22 protein-coding genes are annotated in these 23,613 nt (G+C 65.4%); 10 read left to right on the forward strand and 12 right to left on the reverse strand.

Going from position 1 to position 23,613, the window contains the following annotated elements; all coding sequences use genetic code 11:
- Positions 1-146: 146 nt before the first annotated feature.
- The gene (locus EDF46_RS16635; protein ID WP_158614290.1) at positions 147-650 is read right to left on the reverse strand and encodes a TetR/AcrR family transcriptional regulator; all 504 of its coding nucleotides are present in this window, start codon (positions 648-650) and stop codon (positions 147-149) included.
- Between the two features lie 330 nt (positions 651-980).
- Between EDF46_RS16635 and EDF46_RS16640 the strand changes: the two genes are divergently transcribed.
- The 4 genes from EDF46_RS16640 to EDF46_RS18425 all read left to right on the forward strand — a co-directional run bounded on the left by EDF46_RS16640 (position 981) and on the right by EDF46_RS18425 (position 2,679).
- Positions 981-1,181 (forward strand): hypothetical protein, encoded by a 201-nt coding sequence (locus EDF46_RS16640; protein WP_123507577.1) that lies wholly within the window; start codon positions 981-983, stop codon positions 1,179-1,181.
- A 79-nt stretch (positions 1,182-1,260) separates the two neighbouring features.
- Positions 1,261-2,181, forward strand: coding sequence for an ArdC-like ssDNA-binding domain-containing protein (locus EDF46_RS16645; RefSeq protein WP_123507579.1), 921 nt, complete (start codon positions 1,261-1,263; stop codon positions 2,179-2,181).
- Between the two features lie 62 nt (positions 2,182-2,243).
- Positions 2,244-2,372, forward strand: a complete 129-nt coding sequence (locus tag EDF46_RS18850) for a hypothetical protein (RefSeq protein ID WP_255410982.1) — start codon at positions 2,244-2,246, stop codon at positions 2,370-2,372.
- Between the two features lie 151 nt (positions 2,373-2,523).
- Positions 2,524-2,679, forward strand: a complete 156-nt coding sequence (locus EDF46_RS18425; RefSeq protein ID WP_158614291.1) for a hypothetical protein — start codon at positions 2,524-2,526, stop codon at positions 2,677-2,679.
- Between the two features lie 226 nt (positions 2,680-2,905).
- On the opposite strand, the gene EDF46_RS16650 is transcribed toward EDF46_RS18425, so the two are convergent.
- The 4 genes from EDF46_RS16650 to EDF46_RS16665 form a co-directional block, all read right to left on the reverse strand.
- Positions 2,906-3,871: a hypothetical protein gene (locus EDF46_RS16650; protein ID WP_123507581.1), complete on the reverse strand. Its 966-nt coding sequence runs from the start codon at positions 3,869-3,871 to the stop codon at positions 2,906-2,908.
- A 614-nt stretch (positions 3,872-4,485) separates the two neighbouring features.
- On the reverse strand, positions 4,486-5,475 hold the full coding sequence (locus EDF46_RS16655) for an aldo/keto reductase (protein ID WP_123507583.1): 990 nt from the start codon (positions 5,473-5,475) through the stop codon (positions 4,486-4,488).
- The gene (locus EDF46_RS16660) at positions 5,475-6,380 is read right to left on the reverse strand and encodes a biopolymer transporter Tol (protein ID WP_123507585.1); all 906 of its coding nucleotides are present in this window, start codon (positions 6,378-6,380) and stop codon (positions 5,475-5,477) included. The genes EDF46_RS16655 and EDF46_RS16660 overlap by 1 nt, the downstream gene beginning before the upstream one ends.
- Positions 6,377-8,368 carry a beta-galactosidase gene (locus tag EDF46_RS16665; RefSeq protein ID WP_123507587.1) on the reverse strand — a complete coding sequence of 664 codons (1,992 nt, stop codon included), beginning with the start codon at positions 8,366-8,368 and terminating at the stop codon, positions 6,377-6,379. Before EDF46_RS16665 ends, EDF46_RS16660 begins: the two co-directional genes overlap by 4 nt.
- A 215-nt stretch (positions 8,369-8,583) precedes the next feature.
- Here EDF46_RS16665 and EDF46_RS16670 point away from each other — a divergent pair, with 215 nt between their 5' ends.
- From EDF46_RS16670 to EDF46_RS16685, 4 genes are all read left to right on the forward strand, one after another.
- A complete protein-coding gene (locus EDF46_RS16670; RefSeq protein ID WP_123507589.1) occupies positions 8,584-9,909 on the forward strand; it encodes an extracellular solute-binding protein in 1,326 nt (441 codons plus the stop codon).
- Between the two features lie 71 nt (positions 9,910-9,980).
- Positions 9,981-10,970, forward strand: coding sequence for a carbohydrate ABC transporter permease (locus EDF46_RS16675; RefSeq protein WP_123507591.1), 990 nt, complete (start codon positions 9,981-9,983; stop codon positions 10,968-10,970).
- Positions 10,967-11,884, forward strand: a complete 918-nt coding sequence (locus EDF46_RS16680) for a carbohydrate ABC transporter permease (RefSeq protein WP_199738313.1) — start codon at positions 10,967-10,969, stop codon at positions 11,882-11,884. The genes EDF46_RS16675 and EDF46_RS16680 overlap by 4 nt, the downstream gene beginning before the upstream one ends.
- Before the next feature lie 40 nt (positions 11,885-11,924).
- On the forward strand, positions 11,925-12,935 hold the full coding sequence (locus EDF46_RS16685) for a LacI family DNA-binding transcriptional regulator (protein WP_123507906.1): 1,011 nt from the start codon (positions 11,925-11,927) through the stop codon (positions 12,933-12,935).
- A gap of 353 nt (positions 12,936-13,288) precedes the next feature.
- Here the strand turns inward: EDF46_RS16685 and EDF46_RS18090 are convergent, their stop codons facing one another.
- Both EDF46_RS18090 and EDF46_RS16695 read right to left on the reverse strand, forming a co-directional pair.
- Positions 13,289-13,684, reverse strand: coding sequence for a hypothetical protein (locus EDF46_RS18090; RefSeq protein ID WP_148061257.1), 396 nt, complete (start codon positions 13,682-13,684; stop codon positions 13,289-13,291).
- 736 nt (positions 13,685-14,420) lie between these two features.
- On the reverse strand, positions 14,421-14,840 hold the full coding sequence (locus EDF46_RS16695) for a hypothetical protein (protein WP_123507595.1): 420 nt from the start codon (positions 14,838-14,840) through the stop codon (positions 14,421-14,423).
- Positions 14,841-15,142: 302 nt separating this feature from the next.
- Here EDF46_RS16695 and mobF point away from each other — a divergent pair, with 302 nt between their 5' ends.
- Both mobF and EDF46_RS18095 read left to right on the forward strand, forming a co-directional pair.
- The gene (gene mobF, locus EDF46_RS16700; protein WP_233580103.1) at positions 15,143-19,150 is read left to right on the forward strand and encodes a MobF family relaxase; all 4,008 of its coding nucleotides are present in this window, start codon (positions 15,143-15,145) and stop codon (positions 19,148-19,150) included.
- Between the two features lie 81 nt (positions 19,151-19,231).
- Complete coding sequence (locus EDF46_RS18095) at positions 19,232-19,789, forward strand: hypothetical protein (protein WP_148061258.1); 558 nt, start codon at positions 19,232-19,234, stop codon at positions 19,787-19,789.
- A 40-nt stretch (positions 19,790-19,829) separates the two neighbouring features.
- Here EDF46_RS18095 and EDF46_RS16710 read toward each other — a convergent pair whose 3' ends face one another.
- The 5 genes from EDF46_RS16710 to EDF46_RS16725 all read right to left on the reverse strand — a co-directional run bounded on the left by EDF46_RS16710 (position 19,830) and on the right by EDF46_RS16725 (position 23,573).
- A complete protein-coding gene (locus tag EDF46_RS16710) occupies positions 19,830-20,336 on the reverse strand; it encodes a DUF4913 domain-containing protein (protein ID WP_123507601.1) in 507 nt (168 codons plus the stop codon).
- Between the two features lie 2 nt (positions 20,337-20,338).
- Complete coding sequence (locus EDF46_RS16715) at positions 20,339-22,033, reverse strand: type IV secretory system conjugative DNA transfer family protein (protein ID WP_123507603.1); 1,695 nt, start codon at positions 22,031-22,033, stop codon at positions 20,339-20,341.
- The gene (locus tag EDF46_RS18855) at positions 22,030-22,155 is read right to left on the reverse strand and encodes a hypothetical protein (protein ID WP_255410983.1); all 126 of its coding nucleotides are present in this window, start codon (positions 22,153-22,155) and stop codon (positions 22,030-22,032) included. The genes EDF46_RS16715 and EDF46_RS18855 overlap by 4 nt, the downstream gene beginning before the upstream one ends.
- A 90-nt stretch (positions 22,156-22,245) precedes the next feature.
- Positions 22,246-22,500, reverse strand: coding sequence for a hypothetical protein (locus EDF46_RS16720; protein WP_123507605.1), 255 nt, complete (start codon positions 22,498-22,500; stop codon positions 22,246-22,248).
- Positions 22,497-23,573: a hypothetical protein gene (locus EDF46_RS16725; protein WP_148061260.1), complete on the reverse strand. Its 1,077-nt coding sequence runs from the start codon at positions 23,571-23,573 to the stop codon at positions 22,497-22,499. The genes EDF46_RS16720 and EDF46_RS16725 overlap by 4 nt, the downstream gene beginning before the upstream one ends.
- Positions 23,574-23,613 lie beyond the last annotated feature (40 nt).

A 23,613-nucleotide genomic window follows, 5' to 3' on the forward strand; every position in this document is an offset into this window, starting at 1 on the left:
GGGTTGGAGGAACTTGGGCCATAGCCTTGACATCTTTGCTGGTCTTCGCCTCCGAGCGTTCTGCGGCTGTCCTGGGTCGCCGAGCGCCGAAGTAACGGCTTTGTCACGGTCCCCGAGAGTCGCGGCACCGTGGGCTCCGACGATCATCAGGGACAGGGCCGCTGCGAGCTGAAAGGCGAGCGTCCGGCCGGCGCACCGCAAACCGCCCTCGAGTGCGGCCTCCGGCTAGCCGCGTGAGCGCTCATCCTGACCTGCACCGGGTGGTCCCGGTCTGGGTAGGCGGCCACGGCGTTCAGCAGAGCCGACCCTCGATACCCCGGGGCCAGAATCTCTCCGGCTACCAACTCCACGACTGCGTCAATGACGCCCCTCGCTGTGGTGCCCGTCTTGACCGCGCCGGCCAGGGCTTGCTGGTCTTTCGCGCAGAGCAGGTCGATGTACTCCTGGACGAGGCTGTCGCGGGATGCGAAGTGCTTGTAGAAGGTGGCCTTGGTTACCTGCGCCTCGGTGGTGAGCCGGTCGACACCGACCGTCCGCACACCCTCTTCGTAGAACAACCGGGTGGCGGCAGCGAGGACCTTCGGCCGCGCCGGAGCTGCGGGGAAGCTGTCCACGAACGTGTGCTGTTCGGGGTCCCATTGTCTGGCCATGCCCCCAGTCTGTTGCATCAGCTCAGCGGGTGGTCGGAGCGGGCCGTGCCGGCAGGTCGCTGCGCTCCCATGGAGCAGCAGAGCTGCCCTGTCTGGCCCTGCGGGCCTTGTTCTTGTTGCCGTGAAGCCTGCGGCATCGTACGTCGGTCCGGGAGCGGTTCAAGTGGCTTCGCCACCGGTTCCCCCGACAAGTACGGCCGCGGTCGCACGCTCCCTTATTTCGGCCGAACTTCTCTCCTCCACCGCCTTTCAGGTTGCACAGCTCCCGCCCCTCCTACTCGACACTTCGTGCCTTCGCGGCAAAAAGAACGAAAGGGAGAGGAAGAGCAGATGCAGAAAATCACCACCATCATCACGACCGTTCCGACCGGAGACAACGAGGGGCCGTTGCGTCAGCGCCAGTTAGCGATGCGCGACGAGGATCTGGCCGCTCTCGGCCGTGTCCGCTTCACGCTCCACAACACGCAAGTTCTCACCGGTCAGGACCGGGTGACGTTCGTGGACACCCTTACCCGCGACGACAGCGAGTGACACCAGGTGGGAGGGGACAAATCGTAATTGCCCCCTCCCGCCTTCCATCCTCACCGATCCAGACCAAGGAGCCAAGACCATGACCACCACCGCCACCCGCACCAAGACGACCGCCACCCGCACCCCCGCCAAGACGATCGAGGAGAAAAAAGCCCAAGCCGACGCCCTCCACGCGTCGATCGCCACCCAGGTTGAGAGCTTGCGCGATTCCGACCGGTGGACCGCGTTTCTCGACTTTGCGCAGGCGTTCCACGCGTACAGCCTCAACAACGTTTTGTTGATCCTTAGCCAGCGAGACGACGCCTCCCACGTTGCCGGGTTCCGCACGTGGCAATCCCTGAACCGTCAGGTCCGGAAGGGAGAAAAAGGCATCCGCATTTTCGGGTACTCGACCAAAAAGGTGACCGAGGAAGACGAGAACGGCAACGAGGTAGAAAAACGGATCGCGCGCTTTCCGATCCTGTCGGTGTTCGATATCGGCCAGACGGAGCTGATTGACCCCGACCAGGGTGACTCCGGCCAGATCACGGCCCAGCTTACCGGGACCGAGGATCACGGCATCGTGGATGCCCTCAGCACCTACCTCACCGAGGAAGGCTGGACGATCAAGCGCCAGAGCCTTCCCGGCGCCATGAACGGCGTGACACGGCCCGAGACGATGACCGTCGTCATCGACGACAACCTCTCGCCAGAGCACGCCGCGAAAACGACCATTCATGAGCTGGCGCACGTGCTCCTAGATCACACCGAGGACATGGCCGAATACGCCGCACACCGCGGGCTCATGGAGACCGAGGCCGAGAGCGTTGCGTACGTCGTTGCCGGGCTTGCCGGGTTCGACACCGCCGCCTATTCGGTCGGGTACATCGCCGGGTGGGCAGACGGAGATGCCGACCTCATCAAATCCACCGCCGCCCGCGTGCTCCACACCGCGCACCAGATCGCCGGAATCCTCACCCCCGAGAACGAGGAAACCTCCGACGCCGAAGACGCCGCCTAACACACCAGCACAGGGAGGGGCGGCGCAGCGGCCGCCCCTCCCACCCCAGAAAGGAACAACCCATGATCATCACTTACAGCCGCTCCGACACCCTCGGTCAGGCACCCGACCCCGAAGCCCCCGCCCTCGACCTCAGCCGTACCGAGACCACCTGCACGGCGTCAACGTACGACGTCGACGGCACCCGTTAGATGTGCACCCGCGCCCCGCACCCCGGACGACGACCGACACCAGGCAGCACAGTCCCTTCCTGGTCAGAGCGTTCCTGTCGTTGGGCTGGAATGGGAGTACCAATACAGCCTGGGTGAGGACACCGGGGGAGATGTTGATGAGGCAGCCCCCGTGCACAGCGTCACCGTCACGGTGTCATTCCCCGACCGGGCGGGCGGCGTCGACCTCGAGAACATCCGCTCTTCCATTCTTGACCTGTTCTGGGAAGGTGACGCCGACGACGTGCAGGTCGACCTCGAGCTGATTCGCCTCACTGCCCAGCGGTGATGGGTAAGCCCCGGCCGGTGACCCGGTCGGGGCGAGGGGCTGGCCCCTCGCGCTCCCCAGGGAAGGGAAGCGGGGGCACTGGGCAGATTGCTTCGGCCCGGTTCCCTCCAGGGATACCGATGTTGTTGCATGAAGCTTCATGGGCAGGGGATGCACGCACCATGGCGGTCGAAGGCTGCGACCGGTGAGCCAGGGAAAAGGGCTCTTTGGGTAAGCCCAGGGGCGGCTATTTTTCCGACGGGATGGGTTCCCAGTCGATTCCGGGTTCCGGGAAGTGGAACGAGTCGGTGAGCCAGAAGGATTCGTCCGGGCTGAAGCCGGCCATGAGTGTGTGGCCGCCTTCCACGGCCAAGGGCCGGCCGGCGGTGGTGAGGTAGCCCATTCCGGTGAGGTGGACGACGTCGAAGTCCGCCGCAACGGCGGCCCAGTCCGGGATGAACCAGGAGTCGTCGATCCGCGTCGTCTGCCACCAGGTTCCCCGCTTCTGCCCGGTGACGTCGAAAGGGTAGGTCTCGACAAGATCGACCCAGTCGTCGGGCCCGTCGATCTCGCGAACTCGCGGCGTGGGGGTGGGCATGATGTGGAAGATCCGAGAGGTTCTCGTACTAAACCTGTCCTCGGTGATCTCGATCTCTAGTGCAGGCAGCTCCCCGAGCGGCCGCGTGCTTATCACCGACTGAAACAGGGGAGTGGACCACCATTCCCCACCCGCTTCCTGCGCAGCATTTTTCTTCGGGACGCCGGTCTTGTTGGCACGGTCGACTTGCCATCGCCATTGCGCCAGCCGGTCAGCAGCACCCGTCGTGGGCGGTGCCTCAAATCCGCACCAGGCGTGCTCGTTAGCCACGAGGAACTGTGACAACGGTTCGAAAGGCATCGACCACCAGTCCATCGCCGGGCTGGCAAGAACGGCTTCGATGATCTTGGTGAGAGCGCGCCGTTCCTGTTCGGTGCGCAAATTTGCGTCGCCGTGGTGTTCGCCCCAGTAGCTGGTGCTGTCCATCGTGTCGCCCATGGGCGCAAGGAGAACGGCTGCGTCGGTGGTGTTACGAATCACGTCGAGGTTGATGCGGTTCCACGCTGCCTCCTGGTCACCGGACTCCTTCGTCATGGTCCACTGAGAGATGGCGTTGCAGAAGTAGCGCCCACGCGGACTCGCCAGGACTTCAGCCGCCCGCTGGTCTCTCTTCACGTAGAGATCGTATGTCTTGCCACCTTTCAGGCTCTTCCTTTCGAGAAGAGCGTCAAGTTCTGGGACAGCCGCAGACGGCAAGGCTCCGCGAGAGATGCAGCCCGTTGTAGTTGCGTCGCTCGCGGCTGCCAAGAGGGTCCGCGTCGTCGCCGCACGTGAGCGATGCGGGGTTCAGGAGCGGAGGCAGGCGAGTCGGTGTTCGTCGCAGAGGCGCACGGGTAGCTCGTCGCCGGTGTCGAGATTGACGACCTCCCAATCCTCCGGGAGCGCGATCGCCGGGCACCCGGCAACAGCACAGAGGGTGAAGTCAGCTTGCTGGACCCGGGACGGGTCCGCCTGCATTACGAAGGTCTGCACTGCGGGTGCGGGGAGTGTTGAGGTGGCCGCTTGCCCGGTGCCATCGCGTTGTGGGGGAGTGCGGTCGTGGGTGCGGTCTCGTCGACGGTTCGGGCTCATGCCCCCACCGTTGCAAGACCGGACACGAAACCCGGGCGACGTGCGTTACAAACGACCCGATTGCGATGCTTAAACCACTCAGGGTGACGCTCTTCGGACAAGACAATTTGACGTGACGCTTAGTCCTTGCCGATCCGCGTCATCTAGGGAGACGGACCTTACGCGTCGAGCGCGATTCCGGCCGGCACCACGGCGTCGAGCTCAGCCCACAGCGCTTCCGGCAGCGCGGCGGTGGCGTCCTCGATGGCAGACCCGAGGCGCGGCAGGGACGAGACCCCCACGACGGTGGAGTGGATCCTGGGCTCCCGTATGCTGAACTGGAGCGCAGCCGTCTGCAGTAAGATGCCGTACGAGTCGCAGATTCCCTGCAGGTCGTTCACTGCGCGGAGGATCTCGGGGGTCGCGGGGCGGTAGCCGTACGAGCCCGCGAATCGCGGGTCGCCCGTGAGGATTCCGCCGCCGTAGGGTGCTGCATTCGTGATACCCAGATTTCGGGCGGTCGCCGCGTCGAACAGGTCGGAGGCCGACCGGTCCACGAGCGTGTACCTGTTGTGGGTGATGAGGGTGTCGAAGAGGTCGGTCTCGACAAATTGATGCAGCATGCCGACGGGGCCGCCCGAGATGCCGATGAAGGAGACGAGCCCCTCTTCTTTCATGGCGACAAGCGCCGCGACCGGGCCGTCTGAGGCCATAGCTGCGTCGAACCCGATCGTCTCGGGGTCGTGCAGGTGCATCACCTGGATGCGCTCGAGCCCAAGCCTTGACAGCGACTCCTCGAGGGAGCGTCGCATGCGATCGGTCGAGAAGCTGCCGGTCGCGACATCGCGGTCGAGTTTCGTCTGCACGACCAAGTCGTTGCCCACCGAGCCATCGACGACCGCCGATGACGCGGCTAGGGCGCTGCCGATCAGCGGCTCGCTGAGGCCCTCCCCGTATTCGTTGGAGGTGTCGAGGAAGTTCAGGGTCGTCCCGCCCTGCGACGCCGTACCGAGACGCAGTGCGCCGATCGCCCACGATCTCGCGATTTCGGCGATGCGCACGTCGGCTTCGGCCTGTAATTCATGACCTTTAGGGCGGCCCCACGACGAGGTTCCGATGCAGAGGGGCGAGACCGAGAGACCGGTTCGGCCGTAGATGCGCTGTTCCATCAGTACTCCAACTCATACGACACGCAGGCGAAGCTGTCGGACGACGGTGCCCACGAGTTCATGTTCAGTGTGCCCTGTCCGCCGGTAAGGCGGAGCACATCGCGCTGGCCCGAGCCGTCGGGCGCCATCGATCGAATGATGACGTCGACGTCGCTCGCATGCCCCACGGTGCCGGGCGGGAACGACAGGTAGACGACCCCTGACCTGTCGGGCGACACCTTCGGAAACCAGTTGACGCGCTCGTCGTCGGTTAGCTGCTCGACACCGCGGCCGTCGGGGCGCATGCGGTACACCTGCGAGTGACCGCGCACGGCGGCGCCGAGCTCCGAGCCGAAGTAAAGCCAGTCGTCGGGTGACCAGTCGCACCCCACCGAGTCTGCGGTCCAGGAACTGAGCCGGGTGACCTCCTGCGAGACGAGGTCGAGCAGAAACAGCCCGCTCACGAAGTCGAGCCCGTCGCGACGCTCGGCTCCGGTGAACGCGAGGATCCCGCCGTCCGGCGACTGCCCCTGCAGGAAGTAGCCGAAGACTCCGTCTCGATCGGGCGAGACCTGCACCGGCTCACCACCCCCGACGGGCACGGCGAAGAGGTGCCCGGTGGTCTCCGACGAGGAGTAGATCGTCGTGCCGTCGCGCGACACGAGATGGTCGTTGTTGTGATCGTCGAGGGCGCCCGAGGCGATCGGGGTCGGCACCCCGCCGGCCGCGGGCACGCTGTAAAGGCGGCCCGCGGCGTTGACGATCAGCGACAGCCCGTCGGGCGTCCAGTTCGGTGACTCGTAGGTGACATCGTGCGACTCGTGGACCACCCGAGTCGTGCCCGTGACCGAGTCGACCACCAGGATCCTGCACACCTGGCCTGGGCCGAGCGTCCGCCAGCGGGCCTCCTGAAGGATCGGGATCACGCGTCGTCGCGAAGCACGACCGCGTCTCCGGCGGCGAGCACCGTCCCGGTGGGCAGGGTCACGTCGCGGTCGGTGTGGTTGATCCAGGTCGTGAACGTCACCCCGTCGGCTCGGCGTGACACCCGCTCGACGCCGCGGAGTGCGACCGGCCCGGCCTCGAGGCCGGCGTCGGCGTAGGCGCCAGCCAGCACGTCGGCGAGCTGCTCGGCGGTGAAGTCAGTCGAGAGGTACCAGGCGTGACCGGCACCGAAGGAGTTCCGCGTGACTGCCGCGCCGCCCGCCATGGGGCCGTCGACGTAAGCGTCGATCGCCTCGGCACCCTGCAGCAGGATCGCGTCGGTCCAGCGGCTGCCGACCGCACCGGAGGTGAGCTGCACCGGGGTGTCCTGGGGAAGCGGGCCGAATTCCTCGACCGTGAGCCCGAGCACGTCGCGGAGCGCACCGGGCATCGCGCCGTCGTGCACCGTGTCGTGCGAGTCGACGATGCCCGTGAAGTACGACGAGACGAACGTGCCGCCGGCCGCGACGAAGGCCTCGATGTTTGTATGGGCTGTCGTCGAGATCAGGTAGAGGCTCGGAGCGACGACGAGGTCGTACGTCGAGAGGTCGGCCTCCGGGTGGACGAAGTCGGTTGTGACGCCGTCGTCCCAGAGGCGCGTGTAGAACGTCTCAATCTGGCGCCGGTGGGCGAGCTCGACACTCGGACGCCACTCGAGGTCCTGTGCCCAGAACGACTCCCAATCCCAGAGGATCGCGACCGACGCGTGCACGCGGCTGCCGACGGCGGGTGCGAGCGCCCCGAGCTCGGCACCGAGGGCGACGGTCTCGCGGAACACCCGCGACGTCTCGCCCGCGTGCGGCAGCATCGCCGAGTGAAACTTCTCAGCGCCGTAGCGGGAGGCCCGCCACTGGAAGAACAGGATCCCGTCGGCTCCCCGGGCGAAGTGCTGCAGGCTGTTGCGGCGCAGCTCGCCGGGCTGCTTGCGCAGGTTACGCGGCTGCCAGTTGACGGCCGAGGTGGAGTGCTCCATGAGGATCCAGGGACGCCCGGCGGCGAGCGAGCGAGTCAGGTCTGCATCAAGTGCCAGCAGCACGTGGTTATCGGTGCGTTCCGCCACAAGGTAGTGGTCGTTCGCGACGACGTCGACCTCGTTCGCCCAGGTCCAGTAGTCGACCGACGGGCAGTTCGTGGCCATGAAGTTCGTGGTGACCGGGATGCCCGGCGACAGCCGGTGCAGGATGTCGCGCTCACGGCGGAAGCACTCGAGCAAAGCGTGGTTGGTGAAGCGGGCGAAGTCAAGGCGCTGCGATGGGTTGACGACGGTGGCAGCGGTGCGGGGGGCGTCGATCTCGTTCCACGCGCCGTAGCGCTGACCCCAGAATGTCGTGCCCCAGGCGCTGTTGAGTGCGTCGAGGGTCTTGTAGCGGGCGGCGAGCCAGAGGCGGAAAGCGGCGACCGACGCCTCGTCGTAGCTCTCGGAGACCGGGGCGCCGTATTCGTTGTGCACGTGCCAGAGGGCGACGGCCGGGTGCGATCCGTAGCGCCCGGCCAGCGCGGTGACGATGCGGGCGGTGGCCTCGGCGTAGGCGGGAGAGCTCGGGCTGGCCATGCCGCGCGAGCCGAAGCCGAGGGGCACACCGTCGCGGCTGACCGGCCGCGCCTCGGGGTACTTCGCCCAGAACCAGGCGGGCGGCGAGGCCGTCGGGGTGCCGAGGTCGACCGCGATGCCGGACGAGTGCAGCAGCTCGATTACCTCGTCGAGCCACGCGAAGTCGAATTCTCCCTCGCGGGGTTCGAGCAGCACCCACGAGAAGATGCCGATGCTGACCAGGTTGACCCCGGCCTCGCGCATCAGACGGATGTCGTCGTCCCAGACCTCGCGCGGCCACTGCTCGGGATTGTAGTCGCCGCCGAACGCGATGGTGGACGTGCCGGGGAGCCAGCCGCTGCCAGTGCCGGGGATTGTCTCGGGCTGGGTCGTGGTCATTCGGTTCTCCTCGCTGAAAACAGGGCTTGGCCCGGCTGGAACTGTTACCGGTTACGGAACTGTAACCGGTGACAGAGTCGAGTATCACCGCAAAAGACGGGGTTGACAAGCCGGGATGAGCGTGACGTACTGTAACCGCTAACAGTCACAGGGCCCGGCACCGGGCGTGCACAGCAGCCGACGCGAAGACGCTCGGCACTCAACGAGGAGGAACAATGCGCAGAACCATTCGCGCCGCAGTCGGAGCGGGCGTCCTGGCCGCGGCTCTGGTCATGACCGGCTGCTCGAGCAGCGGATCGTCGAACAGCAACGACGGCAGTCTCGGCACCGCCGATAAGCCGGTCAAGCTGACCTTTTGGGGATGGGCCCCCAACATGGACAAGGTCGTCGACACCTGGAACTCGACCCACAAGAACATCCAGGTCACCTACGTCAAGACCGACGCGGGCGACCCGGCCGTCACCAAGCTGCTGACAGCCATCAAGGCAGGATCTGGGGCTCCCGACCTCATGCAGGCGGAGTACCAGAAGATCCCGACCCTCGTGTCGGCCGACGCTATCATCGACATCAAGAAAGACGTCTCCGCCGAGACGACCTCGAAGTTCTCGGACGGCGTCCTGTCGTCTGTGACGCTCGGATCCGACGCTCTCTACGGGATTCCGCAGGACTCCGGCCCGATGATGTTCTACTACCGGGCCGACGTCTTCAAAAAGCTCGGACTCTCTGTTCCCACCACGTGGGCCGAGTACGCCGATGTCGCCAAGAAGGTCCACGAGGCCGACCCGAAGAACTACCTCGGCACGTTCTCGTCGGCCGACGCCGGTGAATTCGCCGGTCTCACGCAGCAGGCAGGCGCCTCGTGGTGGGGTTCGGACGGCGACTCCTGGTCGGTCGACATCGACTCGGCCTCGACCAAGAAGGTCGCGTCGTTCTGGGGCGGACTCGTCGAAGACGGCGTGATTGACAACCAGCCGCAGTACACGCCCGAGTGGAACAAGGGCCTCGCCGCCGGCACGCAGGTCGGCTGGGTCAGCGCCGTCTGGGCGCCCGGCGTCCTCGCCGGCAATGCACCGAAGACCGCCGGCAAGTGGAAGATGGCGCCGCTCCCGCAGTGGACCGCGGGCGAGCAGGCGACCGGCAACTGGGGAGGCTCGGCCGTCGCGGTCACCTCGCAGTCGAAGAACGTCAAGGCCGCGGTGCAGTTCAACACCTGGCTCAACACGAGCAAGACCGCTGTCAGCCAGATGGTGACCGACGGCGGGCTGTACCCGGCCGACACGGTCGACTCGAAGGCGGCCCTCGCAACCGGAAACGGCTTCTTCAAGAACCAGCCCGATTTCTACACCCAGGCCGCCAAGATCGCCGAGACCGTGAAGCCCTTCACCTACGGACCGAACGTGAACGTCGCCTACTCGGCATTCAACGACCAGTTCGGCAAGGCAGCTCAGGCCAAGAGCCAGCAAGCGTTCCTCGACGCGGCCGCGCAGATGCAGAAAATCACCGTGGCCGACCTCAAGAATTCCGGCTTCACCGTCAAATAGCAGCGTCCACTCCTCAGGGGCGGGCCCGAAGTCAGGGTCCGCCCCACCCCCTTCCCCCAGGAGGACTAGAAATGACCACCACCGTCGACGTCGACCAGACCGCCCCCGGGCGCGATCCGGCGGCGAAGCCGTCCGCGCCGGCCCCCCGGGCCGCCCGCCGTCACCGTTTGAATTTCACCCCGTACGCCATGCTCGCCCCCGCGACCATCCTCTTTCTCATCTTCATGGCGGCGCCGATCGTCTATACGTTGATTCTCAGCCTGCAGAAGACCGAGGTCCAGGGTCTCGGACTCGGATCCGGCGCTCGAAAGACGGTCTTCGCGGGCTTCTCGAACTACGCTGCGGCGTTCTCCGACTCCGACTTCCTCGCCAGCGCGGGCCGAGTGGGCCTGTACGGGCTGATCCTGGTGCCGGCCATGCTGGTCCTCGCACTCGTCTTCGCGCTGCTGCTCGATTCGAAGCGCACCCGTCTCGCCGGCTTCTCGCGCGTCGTAATCTTCCTGCCCTATGCGGTGCCCGCCGTCATCTCGAGTCTGCTCTGGGGATTCCTCTACCTCCCGAGCGTCAGCCCCTTCGTTGACCTGACGACTGCTCTCAACCTGCCCTCGCCCGACGTCCTGTCGCAGGGCAGCGTCATCTTCGCCATCGCCAACATCGCCCTCTGGGGCGGCGTCGGGTTCAACATGGTCGTGATGTACACGGCGCTCAAGGCAATCCCGACCGACCTCTACGAGGCGGCCCGGCTCGACGGGGCGAGCGAGATCCGGGTCGCCCTGGCCATCAAGATCCCGATCATCCTGCCCTCGCTGATCATGACCGCGATCTTCTCCCTGATCGCGACGCTCCAGGTGTTCGCCGAGCCGACCACGCTCAAGCCGCTCACCAACTCGATCTCGAGCACCTATACCCCGCTCATGAAGGTCTATCGCGACGCCTTCATCCGCAACGACGTCAACTCGGCCTCGGCGACGTCCATCATCATCGCCGTCACGATCTTCGCGCTCTCGTTCGCCTTCCTCCGGGTCGTCCAGCGCCGCGCCTTCCAGGAAGAAAACTCATGAGCACCGTCACAAAACCCCTCGGATCGCGCGGGTCGATGGCTCGTCCCCAGCTGGCGAAGAACCGCTCGGGCCGAATCGGCGCTAACGACAAGACCAGCTACACGTCGACGATCATCCTGCTGCTCGGCGCGCTGTACTGCCTCCTGCCACTCGCCTGGGTGCTGATGGCGTCGACCAAGTCGGGCGGCGACCTGTTCACGAGCAATACGTTCGTGCCCTCGCGCCACCTGTTCGATAACATCGTCGAGCTGACGCAGTACCGGGGCGGCCTCTACTGGCGCTGGATGCTCAACACGGCCCTCTACGCCGGCGTCGGGGCGTTCCTCTCGGCCGCAGTCTCGGCCTTCGCCGGCTTCGCGCTGGCCAAGTACAGCTTCAAGGGCAAGCAGGCCACCTTCATGGTGCTGCTGGCCGGCGTGCTGGTTCCCGGCGTGATCCTGGCGATCCCGCAGTACTTCCTGCTCGCGCAGGTCGGCCTCACCAACACCTACTGGGCCGTGCTGCTGCCGCAGATCATCAGCCCGTACGGCATCTACCTGGCGCGCATCTACGCGGGTGCGTCGGTGCCGAATGAGATCATCGAGGCCGGCCGAACCGACGGGGCGAGCGATCTCCGCATCTTCCTGCGGCTCGCGGTGCCGATGATGGCGCCCGGACTCGTGACGGTGTTCCTCTTCCAGTTCGTGGGCATCTGGAACAACTTCATGCTCCCCTACATCATGCTGGGCGACGACCGCCTCTACCCGATCACCGTGGGGCTCAACGGTCTGCTCAACCAGGGCTCGACCGTCCCGGCGCTGTACTCGCTGGTGATCACCGGGGCGCTGCTCTCGATCATCCCGCTCGTGGTGCTGTTCCTTGTCCTCCAGCGATTCTGGAAGGTCGATCTCGGTGCCGGAGCCGTCAAGTCCTGATCCCGTGGTCTCGGCGATCGACCGCAATAGACTGCGAATCGTGACCGAAACCGCCAGGCGACCGACGATCCGCGACGTCGCGTCGGTCGCCGGGGTCTCGAGCGGCACCGTCTCGCGGGTACTGAACGGCCGCAACTGGGTGAGCCCCGAATCGAAGGCCGCCGTACAAGCCGCAATCAAAAAGACGGGCTACCGCGTCAACGGCGCGGCCCGGAGCCTGGCGATGAGCCGGTCGAACACGATCGCCTTCCTACTGACCGAGACCCAAGCGGTTCTCTTCGAGGATCCGAACTTCGCGGCTCTCGTGCGCGGAACCTCCGCCGAGCTCGGCAAGCGCGACATCTCATTCGTCTTGATCATGGCGGGCGACGAGGCCGAGCAGAACCGGGCCCTGAACTACGTGGCGGCCGGTCACGTCGACGGCGTGCTGCTCGCCTTTACCTCCGCCCACGGCAACCCACTCGTCGAGCGCCTCATCCGGGCAAACGTGCCAATAGTCTCGGCGGGTCAGCCCCTCGGGTTCGAGGGGCAGCTCGGTGTCGTAGCGGCCGACGACCTCCAGGGCGCCATTGCGATGACGAAGCACCTGCAGAGTCGTGGGCGTACGCGCCTGGCGACGATCGCCGGGCCCCGCGACACCCCCGGCGGGCGGGCTCGGCTCGAGGGCTACCGCCGCACTCTCCGCGACAACTTCGACGCGGCCCTCGTGCGGCATGGCGACTACTCCCGGGACAGCGGCATGGCAGCAATGGAGTCCCTGCTCGAGGCAGATCCGACGATCGACGCGGTCTTCGCCGCGAACGACGCCATGGCGGCTGGTGCGATCGACGTGCTAAAACGGGCCGGGCGACGGGTGCCAGAGGACGTCGCCGTCGGCGGGTTCGACGACTCCGCGTTCGCGACCTCGACCGATCCAGCTCTGACAACCATGCGGCAGCCCTTCGATCGAATCAGTGCCGAGATGGTGCGGGTTCTACTCGACATCATCCATGGCGCCGGCACCTCAACGATGATGTTGCCCACTGAGCTCGTGGTGCGGACGTCGACCTAAACATCGCCGAGGACCGAGAGCCTCGCGTCCGAGCGACTGTGGTGTTGCGAGTCTGCGACCGGCAGATCGATCGTCGAATGCTGCATGCACCGCAACTAATACTTGACATAATATAGATTATCGGCGCAAAGGCGCAAAGGCGCAAAGGCGCAAAGCCGCAAAGCCGCAAAGCCGCAAAGCCGCAAAGCCGCAAAGCCGCAAAGCCGCAAAGCCGCAAAGCCGCAAAGCCGCAAAGCCGCAAGCCGCAAGCCGCAAAGCCGCAAAGCCGCAATTGGCGCAGTGGCTTCGATGGCTCGTTGCCGGAGGATGCGCAAAGCCCCCAGGCGCTTGACGCCTGGGGGCTGCAGAAGGACTCAGCTGACTCGCTGGGACGATCCAACGGCGCAGGTGTATTTCCCGATCGTGGGAACAACCCATGCCTTTGACGACGACGAATCGAGCCAAAGAATTCCCCCGGGCTTGACGCACACGATGGTGCCACCGTCTACATTCTTCGTTTCTACGGCAATGAAACGCTTGACCTTCTCTGTGTTTTTTACGCCCGCGAACTGCTTTCCCGCAGGAAAACTGGCCATTCGCGTCTCATAAACAGGAAGCTGAACACCTTTTTGGGGCCCAGCAGTCGTGTAGTAGACATACCCATTGCCGCCAGATTTGCCTTGGTTGATGGATGGGTCATTGATCTGGGCGCTAGCGGCAGATGCGCTGCCAAAAATCAGCCCACCAATTGCCAAACCTGTGACCGCCACTTTCAGTCGATTTCGCAAACCGTTCCCCTTTTGCTCTCGTTTGTTACGCCACCCTTGGAAGAGGTGATAGTCAATTACAGTGCCTCAGCGGCGTTCCCGACGCAAGGGCTGGAACCCATTGGCCAACCGGGTTCTCGAATGGGAACCGAAGAAAAGACTGCGGGCTGTTTGTCAGCGATTTCTGAACTTTCGGGCCGGCAAGCGGCATAAGTCGGGACGATCGAGCTTCGTTTTCAACCTGTAGGGCACCCAGGGTGGCGAGTTCGTACGCATAGCTCTGCGGACGCACTGCCTGCTGGCCCGCCTCACGCCGAACCCAAAACCTCCCGTAGCCGTCGTTGGAGATCGCGGCAGTCCAAAACCAGCAGTCATCCGCCTTGGGCCCTTTGACGACTTGGGGTGAACCGCTGCCCGCGTCAACGCTTCTTCTGCATTCGTGCGACATCCCTATATGTGTCCACGCGTCGGCCGACCTGGACGTGTCGCATGTGGCTCCGGGGACGCATCGGGAGAACATGCTCGATTGTGCGCAGCGTGGCCGCTACCGGAACCGGCACACGCTTCGGCTGGGGGAACTTCCCGCCAAGTGCGCGTGCAACGCTCCCTCGATCTCCGCGCTGTCATCCTCGACCACGGTTGGCAACCCGAGCTCATCAGTGCCGAGCTTCTCGGCGTCGAAATTACCCACCCACGACTGTTCTAACTCCACGCCAACCGGACTCGCCAAACCTAACGGTCACGCCGCGCCGGGCACCTCGCTGTGTTCGCCATCCATCACTTCGCCACTCTCTGACGACGGCGCCGGCGTCGTCGATGAAGCGGCAGCTTTCCGTGCTGTGGAGGTTTTCTTGACGTCACGGGTGGGAACGCCGAGCCGGTCGGCAACCTCATTGCGAGGCACGCCTAGACCCAGCATGTCCGCGATCACCCGGTCGGCTTCCCCCTGGGATGCGGCGAGTCGTTTGTCGCCGCGGGCACGGACTGCAGCAAGCTCCCGGTCGATCTCCTCTCGGATCGCCTCGAGGCCGTCGGTCGCGACAAAGTAATCAACGGCGAGCTGCTCGAGTTTGTCTTGCTTTTCGCGGAACGCGGCCGCCTTTTCCCGGGCACGCTTGCGGGCGGCGGTCTGGGTGGCGGACTTGCGGACTTCAGCCATAACGGTTCTCCCCTGATCGAATTGGCCCCTCCAGTATGCCCACAGGACGGAGCGATTCCGGTCGGCGATGGGAGCGGTGCATCCCCTCCCCGCTATCGGTGGTGCTAAAAGCAGTTCGGTCTCGGAACGCCGACTGCACATCGTCGACTTCGCTCGTGCCTCGCTAGGTCTCCTCACCCGTGCAGTCTCTGTCCCGTGACCGCGTGATCTTATTCGATCACGGCCGATCGATCCCTCGTTCCTCGCTCACTACGTCGTCACACCTCTGGCATTATGAATCAGTGAGGTAATCTGACCCCGTGATGACCATGCATATCCTCTCCGCGGGAGACGGGTATGCGTACTACACCAGCGAGACCGCAACGGCCGATATGAAGCGCGAGCCGGGCCGTGAGCCGGGCGAATACTACACCGCTGACGGCAACCCTCCCGGCGTGTGGGTCGGTTCAGGCCTCGAGGCTCTCGGCGTCACGGGTGCTGTTTCCGAGGAGCAGATGAAGGCCCTCTTTGGTGAGGGGCTTCACCCGGATGCGGACCGGATCATTGCCGACGCGCAGGCGTCCGGGAAGACCGCCGACGAGGCGCAGGCCATGGCAAAGCTCGGTCGCAGTTACTACTCCTACGAGCAGGGCGGGACGGGTCTCCGCGCCGCGATTGACGAGGGTTACGCCCGGTTTGAGCGGACGGAACATCGCGAGCCGAACGCCGAGGAACGGCGTGCTATCCGCGTCCGTGAGGGCGCGCAAGCGTTCCGGCAGGCGAAAGGCCTGCCCCCTGCCGACAAGGAAGAGCTGGGGCGATTCATCACCGCAGCCTCCCGCCCGACGCAGCAGGCCGTGGCCGGTTTCGACCTCGTGTTCTCCCCCGCCAAGAGCGTCTCCACGCTCTGGGGTCTCGGGGACAACGACACCCGGAAGGTGATCGAGGATGCTCACGAGGCGGCTGTCGCCGATACCGTGAAGTACCTCGAAGACGAGGCTATTGCCACCCGTGCCGGGACGAACGGTGTCGCTCAGATCGACGTCGAGGGCGGTCTGATCGCGACCCGGTTTAGGCACTACGACTCCCGCACCGGTGACCCGCAGCTCCACGATCACCTGGTCGTCGCGAACAAGGTCAAAGGCTCCGATGGGAAGTGGCGCACCATCGACTCCAAGCTGCTTCACCGGCAAGGTGTCGCCGCGTCCGAGTTCTACAACCAGCGCGTCATGGACCGCGTGACCGAAGGTCTCGGCGTCACGACGGAACTCCGCGAGGTCACCCGGGGCAAGCGCCCTGTAGTGGAAATCGCAGGCGTGGACGAGCGCCTGACTAAGGGCTTCTCCACCCGGTCGGCGGGCATCAAAGACGCCATGAAGAAGCTCGAACAGGAGTACCGGCGTGACCACGGCCGCGCCCCCGACTTGAAGGCTCGAATCGCGTTGGCGCAGCAGGCGACCCTCGACACCCGCCCCAAGAAGGAGACCGCCCGCTCCCTGGCGGACCTCCGCATCGGCTGGCGCGAGCGGGCCGTCGAGTCGGTCGGGACTCGGGTGGTTGACGGTGTGCTTCGGGATGCTCGGAGCCGTGCTCGCGGGGTCCAGGCGGGCACGGCCTCTGCGGAACGTATCACCCTCGAGCAGGCGTCCGCGCGAATGGTGGAGACCGTCTCGGAGCATCACGCGGTCTGGGGACCGCACATGATCGAGGCCGAGACGCGCCGCTTCGTTCAGGCCGAACGGTCCAAGGGGAACGTGGTCGAGGGCACGGTGCAGCAGATCACCAAGCACGCTCTCACCACCGACTCGATTGCTGTCACTCCGCCCGCCCCGCACGGAGCATTCCAGCCCCTCACTAGGAAAGACGGGGTGAGTATCTACGAGCACAAGGGTTCGCAGCTCCTCACGTCTAGGACCGTTCTCGTCGCTGAAGACACCCTCCTGGGCGCCGCCCGAGATCGCACCGTTCGTCCCGTCAGCCGGGAGACGTTCGACCGGATCGCGGAGGCCGAGGGCAGACACCTTGACGCCGGGCAGCGCGCTTTGGCCGGGGAGTTTGCAACGTCTAGCAGCCGCCTCGTCGTCGGTACCGGCCCTGCCGGCACCGGGAAGACCACCGCCCTGCAAGTCGCTGCGCGAGCCGTCAAAGCCGAGGGCGGCCGCATGATCGGCCTCGCGCCCTCCGCGGCCGCAGCGGAAGTCATGGCCGACGCTATCGGCGTCGAGGCGAACACCATTCACTCCTTCACCCACGGCAAAGGCACCCTGACCGAACTCCTCCACGGAGACGGACCGATCGAGGGCGTCGACCTGACACCAGGAGACGTGATCGTGGTCGATGAGGCCGGCATGGCCGGCACGACCAACCTCGCGAAAGTGACCCGGATCGCGGAACGCCACGGCGCACATGTGCGGCTGATCGGTGACGACAAGCAGCTATCCGCGGTCGAGGCCGGCGGGGCGCTTCGGCTGTTGGAGCACGAGGTCGGATCGGTGAAGCTCGAAGTACTGCACCGGTTCACTAACCGCGAAGAAGCGGAAGCGACCAAGCTCCTCCGCGACCCCACCGGCACCGGCGACCCGTTCGCCTGGTACGTCGACAACGGCCGCGTCACGGGCGGCGACGTCGATCGGATGACGGCTGACGTCTTCTCGGGTTGGCAGCACGACACCGACGCCGGGCTGCAGTCCGTCATGGTCGCCAAGACCAACGCCACGGTGTCGGAGCTCAACGGTCGCGCGCAAGCGCTCCGCATGTCCCAGGGCCTCGTCAAAGGCCCTCAATCCGCACCGCTCCACGATGGCCTCTCGGCCTACCGGGGCGACACGATCGTCACCCGACAGAACGATGCGCAACTCAAGACAGGCGGGGGCCGGGACCGGGTGAAGAACAACGACGTCTGGACGGTGGAGAAAGCCCACCAGGACGGCTCCCTGACGGTGACGAGCGTCAAGAGTGGCGCGAAGATCACCCTCCCCCGGGAGTACGTCGAGAAGTCCGTCGAGCTGGGCTACGCCTCGACCCTCCACCGCACGCAGGGAATGACCGCCGACACCGCGCACGTCCTCGCCGACGCGTCCATGTCGCGGGAGCTGGCCTACGTGGGGCTCACCCGCGGTCGGCACGAGAACCACTTGTACGTCGAGACCGAAGAAGCGCAGCCGGTCTCCGAGGTGCTTGCGTCGATCGCTCGCACGTCCGACGCCACGGTGTCGGCCACCGAGACGATCCGCGACGAGCACGCCCGCGTCGACAACCTCGTGACGCTCATCGATCAGTACAGCGACGTCACCGAACGTGCCGATGCGTTGAGGTTCGCGAAGGTGGCCGATGAGGCCCTTGGCCACGACACAGCCAGGGGACTCCGGCAGCACAAGAGTTGGGGAGCTGTCGAGGCAGCTCTCCGCCAGGCGGAGGCACAGGGCGTTGACCCGGCCGACGCCCTCTACCGGGCGTGGACGGAGCGCGACATGGACGGTGCCGAAGACCGGCCGGCAGTCCTGTCGGCTCGCATCACGGCGAACACAACCGAGTACGTCGACGCGCTTCCCTATGACCGTGAGCAGCCGGCCCCGGCCGTGCCGGCATGGATTGCCGATCGCCGGGCGCTCGACTCCGAGCACACCGCACCCGAGTGGCGCGAGCACCTGGCCGAGCGGTACGACTACCTCGCAACCCGCCTCGAGGAGAGGGGCACGACGATCGCCGCCGACAGACCCGATTGGTCCGCCGAGCTGGGAGACGTCCCCGCCGACCCCGCAAAGCGGCAGCAATGGACCGTCCTGGCCGCCGAGGTCTCCGTGTTCCGCGAGAAGTACCGAGTGGATGAGGCCGGCCCCGTTGCAGTTCCGGCCGAGTTACGAGAGCGCACCGTGGGCGCGGATCTCGCCGCACGAGTCACGGCCCTGCACAAGTCTTCCGAGCTGAGCAGCCAGCCGGCAGCGACAGACGCCGAAAGGCAGAAGGCCGCCGTAGCGGCGATAAGCGCCGCCCAGCGTGCCCGAGAGGCCGTCACGCCCCGTCAGGGCGAGGCCCGGCCGGCGCAGCCTCAGACGGCCGCACAGGCCGCTCAGGAAGAGCAGCGACGTCGCGCCGCGGACCTGGCGCAGCGGCGGACAGGGGACGCGGGCCGGTCTGCCGGGGATCAGGCGCGACCGGCTTTCACGGCGGCGCAGAGAGCGCAGCAGGAGCAGCAGCGTCGAGCGGCCCAGCGCGCCGAAGAACTGCGCCGGCAGGGTCTCAACGTCAAGGTCGAGAAGGTGGCGGACGGCAAGGAGCAGCCCCGTCAGCCCGATCAAGACCGGTCCAGGGATCAGGACCGCGAACTCTGATCGGGCACGGAAAGGCGGACCTGGTGTGGCGCTGGTCGTCTCGTACTTCCGCTGATCCGCGTGTACTGGCAGGGTGAGCGGATGAGCAAACTTTTCGCTCCGCTGCGGCGCCCATCTGTATGGATCGCCTTCGTAATCGTGCTGGTCCTCGGAGCGACGGCCGTTTTCGTGAAAGCAGGATCTGGGGCACCCCCAACCAAGTTGACGTCTGGAGCTTTGCTCGCCTTCGGCGTTGCTTTCTACGTCGCCGCGGCCGTCGCGTTTCTCGGGAATCGCGAGCCTGATTACAGGCCAGCGGCCCTAGAAGGTGTCGACCGTCCCCGGCGTCGTCAAATGCAGAAAGCTGTGAGGCACGGTGATTTGCTTGTCCTCGCCGAGGGAGACCGGACCACGGGACGTGACTTCGCGAGGGCTTACGTTGCTTCCACGCCTCGGGTGATAAGCCCCGTTATTGCTCTTTTGGTGGGCTTCCTCTTTCAGGCGGCCGCGCAGGTTGCAGACTTTGACGGGGACTGGCTCGGCTATGTCGTCGTCGTCGAGGCCGTTCTGATCCTTGGACTGCTCATCACCCTCATACCGCTTCACGTGAAATGGCTTCGGAATGCGGAAAGGCTTTCGGTCCAGACCGTGAGCCAGTAGCTACTGGAAAGGGCACCGCCGAAGCGGTGCCCTTCCGCAGTTACGTTGCCGGTGGGTGCCAGCCGTCGGGTGGCAGGGGTGCCGGCACGGCGGGGCCATGCCGGCCGCGCGTGCGTTGGTAGAGGTGCCCTTGGGTCATGTCGCAGTCTTTGAAGGGGCCGGTCTGAGCGTCGAAAAGGACTAGCTTGTGTCGGTCCCAGTGGTTCAGCCACCAATCCGACAACGCATCAAGCGACAGACTGAGCTCAACGGCTTGGTGCGCCCGGAATAGCGCCCACAGGCGGGCGTTCACTTCCGGGTGCAGCCACCATTCCGGGCACCAGATCGCTATTTCCCGGCTGCCGGTGGCTTCCGCTGTGTGGAAGTGCTGATCAAACCAGTCAAGGAAGTCAGCTCGATTGTCGACGGGCTCATACTCCGGCCCGTCTCCTTCGCCCTCCGGGTCCGACTCGAACGGGTCGACGTCCGCGCGCGGGTTGACCTCGTCGCCCTCGAACTCGGCCGGGTCCATCTCGGGCTCGTCCTCGTATGTCGGCTCGTCGCTCATCGTCACGCCGCCACAGCCACGCGCGCGCGGGCGTCGATCTGAGCTTTCAGCTCACGATCGCGGAACCACGGCTGAGAGGTCAGCATCACGGGCCGGCATTTGGAGTTGAACATGACCACGCGCCATTCCGGGAGGTTCGCGAGCTTGTCGACGTCGAGGGTGTTCACCTGACGCGTCGACGTAGACGACGACATTTGCCCGTCTCGGCCGGTCGAGGTGCCGTATGTGGTCTCGTCATACTTCCCGATCAGCTCCACCAGGTCGCCCAGGAAATCGGGATCGGCCACGCCGCCGCCATAGACCCGGTTCGCGGCCGCATCCCAGAGTGCCTGCCAGCCGCCGCGGCCGAAAGCCTCGACGCCCTGAGCCTTCGACTGGAAGTAGGCGTTGAGGATGATGCCCATGGAGCCGTAGAACGAATACAGCGACGGCAGCTCCGGCCACCGCACGATGTTGGCGCACTCGTCCAGCTCCATCACGAGCGGCACGGTCAACCGGCCGCCGTTTCGCTGTGCGGCACGCTCGGCCTTCTTGCCGATCGCCCGCACGAGCGCCGTCAGGATCGCCCCGCCCGATCCGGCCCCGTCTTTCGAGAGCAGCACGAGGGTGTCTTTCCCCTGGACAAATTCGGCCGGGTCAAACGACCGGGGAGAGCCTTTTTCTTTGATTGCCGTGTCTGTCCAGGCCACTAGGCGGTCGTTTTTCAGCGCCGACGCCATGCGGCGTGCGGTACTGAATGTCGACTGCTTCGTCTTCTCGGCCGAGTTCAGGACACCCCCAATCGTGAGCGCCACACCCTTCAACCCGTGCTCGTTGAGGATGACTTGGGCCTCCTGGCCGAAGTTGCTCGACAACCACCGGTAGACGGTCGCAAGTCCCATGTCATCGACCGCGGCCGCAAGCAGCAGCGCCGACAGCAAGTCGCGACCGTCCGTGTCGAACTGGGCATCTCCGCCCTTGTCGGCCTCGCCCCGAGTGGAGGCCTCGAAGATCATGGCCAGCTCCGCGGCGTCTTCCAACGTCTCAATGTCCGAGAGGGGGTTGTAGACGAAATCGGGTGTCAGCTCGTCACGGTAGATGCGGTTCGGGTCGAACAGGTACACCGTGCCGCGGTCTTTTCTGCCGGCGATGACTTCCCGCACCCCGTCCACCTTGTTCGAGGTCATGACGCAGGCTCCGGGCGCTTCGAGGCAGTGTCGGATGACGAACGCGCTCGTTTTGCCCCGGCCGGTGCCGAAGACGTAGACGCCCGTCTCGCGCCACCCCTGATAAACCCATTGAGCGCGGCTTCCGATCATCCGTCCGATGCTTTGCCCGCACGACATGACGGCGTTCGGGTGCAGGCGGGCCGTCTCCTTGGTGCGCTGTTTGGCCCGCAGAACTTTGGTCTGCGTTTTTGAGGCCATGTGAGCCAACGCGACGTTGCCGCGCTTGTTCGCGGCACGTCGGGCCTGCCAAGCGAGCAAAACCGTGAACGCGGCCACGGCAATGATCAGGAAAACGATCATGAACACCGGCGCCGACTTCGGCAGGGGTGTTCCGCGGAGCACCATGTCTCCAAGAAGCTGCACGGGGTTCCATGGGTAGTCGCCCGTGGATTGGGAGAAGGCTGCTCCCGTGTGGATCGCGAGGTAGACGGCACCCAGCAGTAGTGCGAAGAGGGAGCCGACGAGGACGTTGGTTCTGGCGCTGTTCATGCTGTGATCCGTTCGTTAGTGGTGCTCATCTGGTGCAGGAGCCGGCGGGCGATGCGGGCCTCTTGGTCGTCTCCCGCGAACCGTTCGGCGATCTGGAGGTCGACGCCGAGCATCAGGGCCATTTCGGACGGCATGACGCCTGTGGCCGAGAGTTGTTCGAGGAGGGCGTAGCGTTCCGGCCGTGTGGTGACGTCGTAGGTTTGCGCGAGCCTCTAAGCCTCGTGCAGCCATTCCATGGCTTCGCGGACGTGCTGCACGCTGCCGTCGATGTCTCGGCCCTCGATGCGGTACTTCACGCACGGTTCGGCGGAACTGTGTCGGCGCAGCTCTTCACGGTGGGTGGTGAGGGTTTCCCCGAGCCACAACCCGAAGGTCGTTATGTCGGGGAAGGTCGTTGACGTGATGACCCATTCGTGACCGACGAGGTTCGCGATCGACGTCAGTTGTGCAGGACTGGCCGTGCTCATGAGCTGGCCTGGTTGACGTTGAATTTCATTGGTTCGTTTCCCATCGGGTCGACCTCGATGTGGACGTGGTTGCAGGTGTCGGCAAACTGCCGACTGATGTTCGTCAGACTCAGGGAGTCGCCGTGGGTGGCGCGGCAGTCGGCCTGACCGGTGCCCGAGTCGGATGCCATGATCGGGTCGAGGGTCTTTAGAAGCTTGATCGCGTTCGCGTCCCACCCGTTCGTGACAACACCACCGAGGCTGTAGAAGTCGACCGCATGGCCGCCACCATTGACGACGTGGGCGGACGCGTTGCCGGCACCTGGCCGTTGCCCGGTGCACGCCCGATTAATGTCGGAGATCCCGATCTTCCCGAACGTCTGATACGCCACGGTGATGACCTGCAAAATGCGGGTGTCGATCCCGCAGTTCGCGACGGTTTTCCCTTCGGCAATCCACCGGATCTCTTTCAGGTGATCCGGGGCAAGGCCCGTGATCGTCCCGTTGTCGATGCCCTTGACCAGGTTCGTCGCAAGGGCCTTCGCGTCTCCCGACACCGAGACCGTCGACGCGCACGCCGCCTGCCCGCCCGTGAGGGCCTGCACCACGGCTTGGGCCGCGTCAAAATACTTTGTGTAGTGGTTCGGGTCCGCGTTGATCTGCACCGCGTGAGCGGCGGCCGAGGGCGACATGCTCTGCCAGTTCGGCACCTTCACGAGCCGCTGGAAAAAGAACGTCGCCGCGGTCGGCGGGTCCATCCTCTGGGCGAGCGTGCCCCAGGTGTCGCGTTGCTGGAAGAGGCCCCGCGAGTCGGGGCCGGCCTTGTCGCCGTAGGTGATGTTCTCTAGCGTCGACTCGCCCATAGCGGTCATGACGCCGATCGTCTGCCCTTGCGTGTTGACGCCGAGGGCGGCCCCGGCGTTCATGATCGCTGTGGCGTTCACGAGCTGGTCGCCCGAGTAACCGTCGATCGCCGTGTGTGCCGAGGCGGTCTCGACGGTGACGGCCGTTGCCGCACAGGCCGACGACCCTTCGGGGCCGCCGCTACCGATGATCGCCGCCCCCGTGAATAGGAACACGAGCAGAAGCACCACGAGGGTGCCGCCAGTCCACTTATTCATCGTCCGTGCCTCC

This window comes from Frondihabitans sp. PhB188 (assembly GCF_003752365.1).
GTDB lineage: Bacteria > Actinomycetota > Actinomycetes > Actinomycetales > Microbacteriaceae > Frondihabitans.

What these genes read in the sequence shown, in the direction of transcription:
- EDF46_RS18855 (WP_255410983.1), bottom strand. Translation starts at nt 22,155, where the DNA reads ATGGCCCTGATGCTCGGCGTCGACCTCCAGATCGCCGAACGGTTCGCG.
- EDF46_RS18850 (WP_255410982.1), top strand. Translation starts at nt 2,244, where the DNA reads ATGATCATCACTTACAGCCGCTCCGACACCCTCGGTCAGGCACCCGAC.
- EDF46_RS16640 (WP_123507577.1), top strand. Translation starts at nt 981, where the DNA reads ATGCAGAAAATCACCACCATCATCACGACCGTTCCGACCGGAGACAAC.
- EDF46_RS16710 (WP_123507601.1), bottom strand. Translation starts at nt 20,336, where the DNA reads ATGAGCGACGAGCCGACATACGAGGACGAGCCCGAGATGGACCCGGCC.
- EDF46_RS16665 (WP_123507587.1), bottom strand. Translation starts at nt 8,368, where the DNA reads ATGACCACGACCCAGCCCGAGACAATCCCCGGCACTGGCAGCGGCTGG.
- EDF46_RS16675 (WP_123507591.1), top strand. Translation starts at nt 9,981, where the DNA reads ATGACCACCACCGTCGACGTCGACCAGACCGCCCCCGGGCGCGATCCG.
- EDF46_RS16655 (WP_123507583.1), bottom strand. Translation starts at nt 5,475, where the DNA reads ATGGAACAGCGCATCTACGGCCGAACCGGTCTCTCGGTCTCGCCCCTC.
- mobF (WP_233580103.1), top strand. Translation starts at nt 15,143, where the DNA reads ATGACCATGCATATCCTCTCCGCGGGAGACGGGTATGCGTACTACACC.
- EDF46_RS16720 (WP_123507605.1), bottom strand. Translation starts at nt 22,500, where the DNA reads ATGAGCACGGCCAGTCCTGCACAACTGACGTCGATCGCGAACCTCGTC.
- EDF46_RS16715 (WP_123507603.1), bottom strand. Translation starts at nt 22,033, where the DNA reads ATGAACAGCGCCAGAACCAACGTCCTCGTCGGCTCCCTCTTCGCACTA.
- EDF46_RS16645 (WP_123507579.1), top strand. Translation starts at nt 1,261, where the DNA reads ATGACCACCACCGCCACCCGCACCAAGACGACCGCCACCCGCACCCCC.
- EDF46_RS16670 (WP_123507589.1), top strand. Translation starts at nt 8,584, where the DNA reads ATGCGCAGAACCATTCGCGCCGCAGTCGGAGCGGGCGTCCTGGCCGCG.
- EDF46_RS16680 (WP_199738313.1), top strand. Translation starts at nt 10,967, where the DNA reads ATGAGCACCGTCACAAAACCCCTCGGATCGCGCGGGTCGATGGCTCGT.
- EDF46_RS18095 (WP_148061258.1), top strand. Translation starts at nt 19,232, where the DNA reads ATGAGCAAACTTTTCGCTCCGCTGCGGCGCCCATCTGTATGGATCGCC.
- EDF46_RS16635 (WP_158614290.1), bottom strand. Translation starts at nt 650, where the DNA reads ATGGCCAGACAATGGGACCCCGAACAGCACACGTTCGTGGACAGCTTC.
- EDF46_RS16695 (WP_123507595.1), bottom strand. Translation starts at nt 14,840, where the DNA reads ATGGCTGAAGTCCGCAAGTCCGCCACCCAGACCGCCGCCCGCAAGCGT.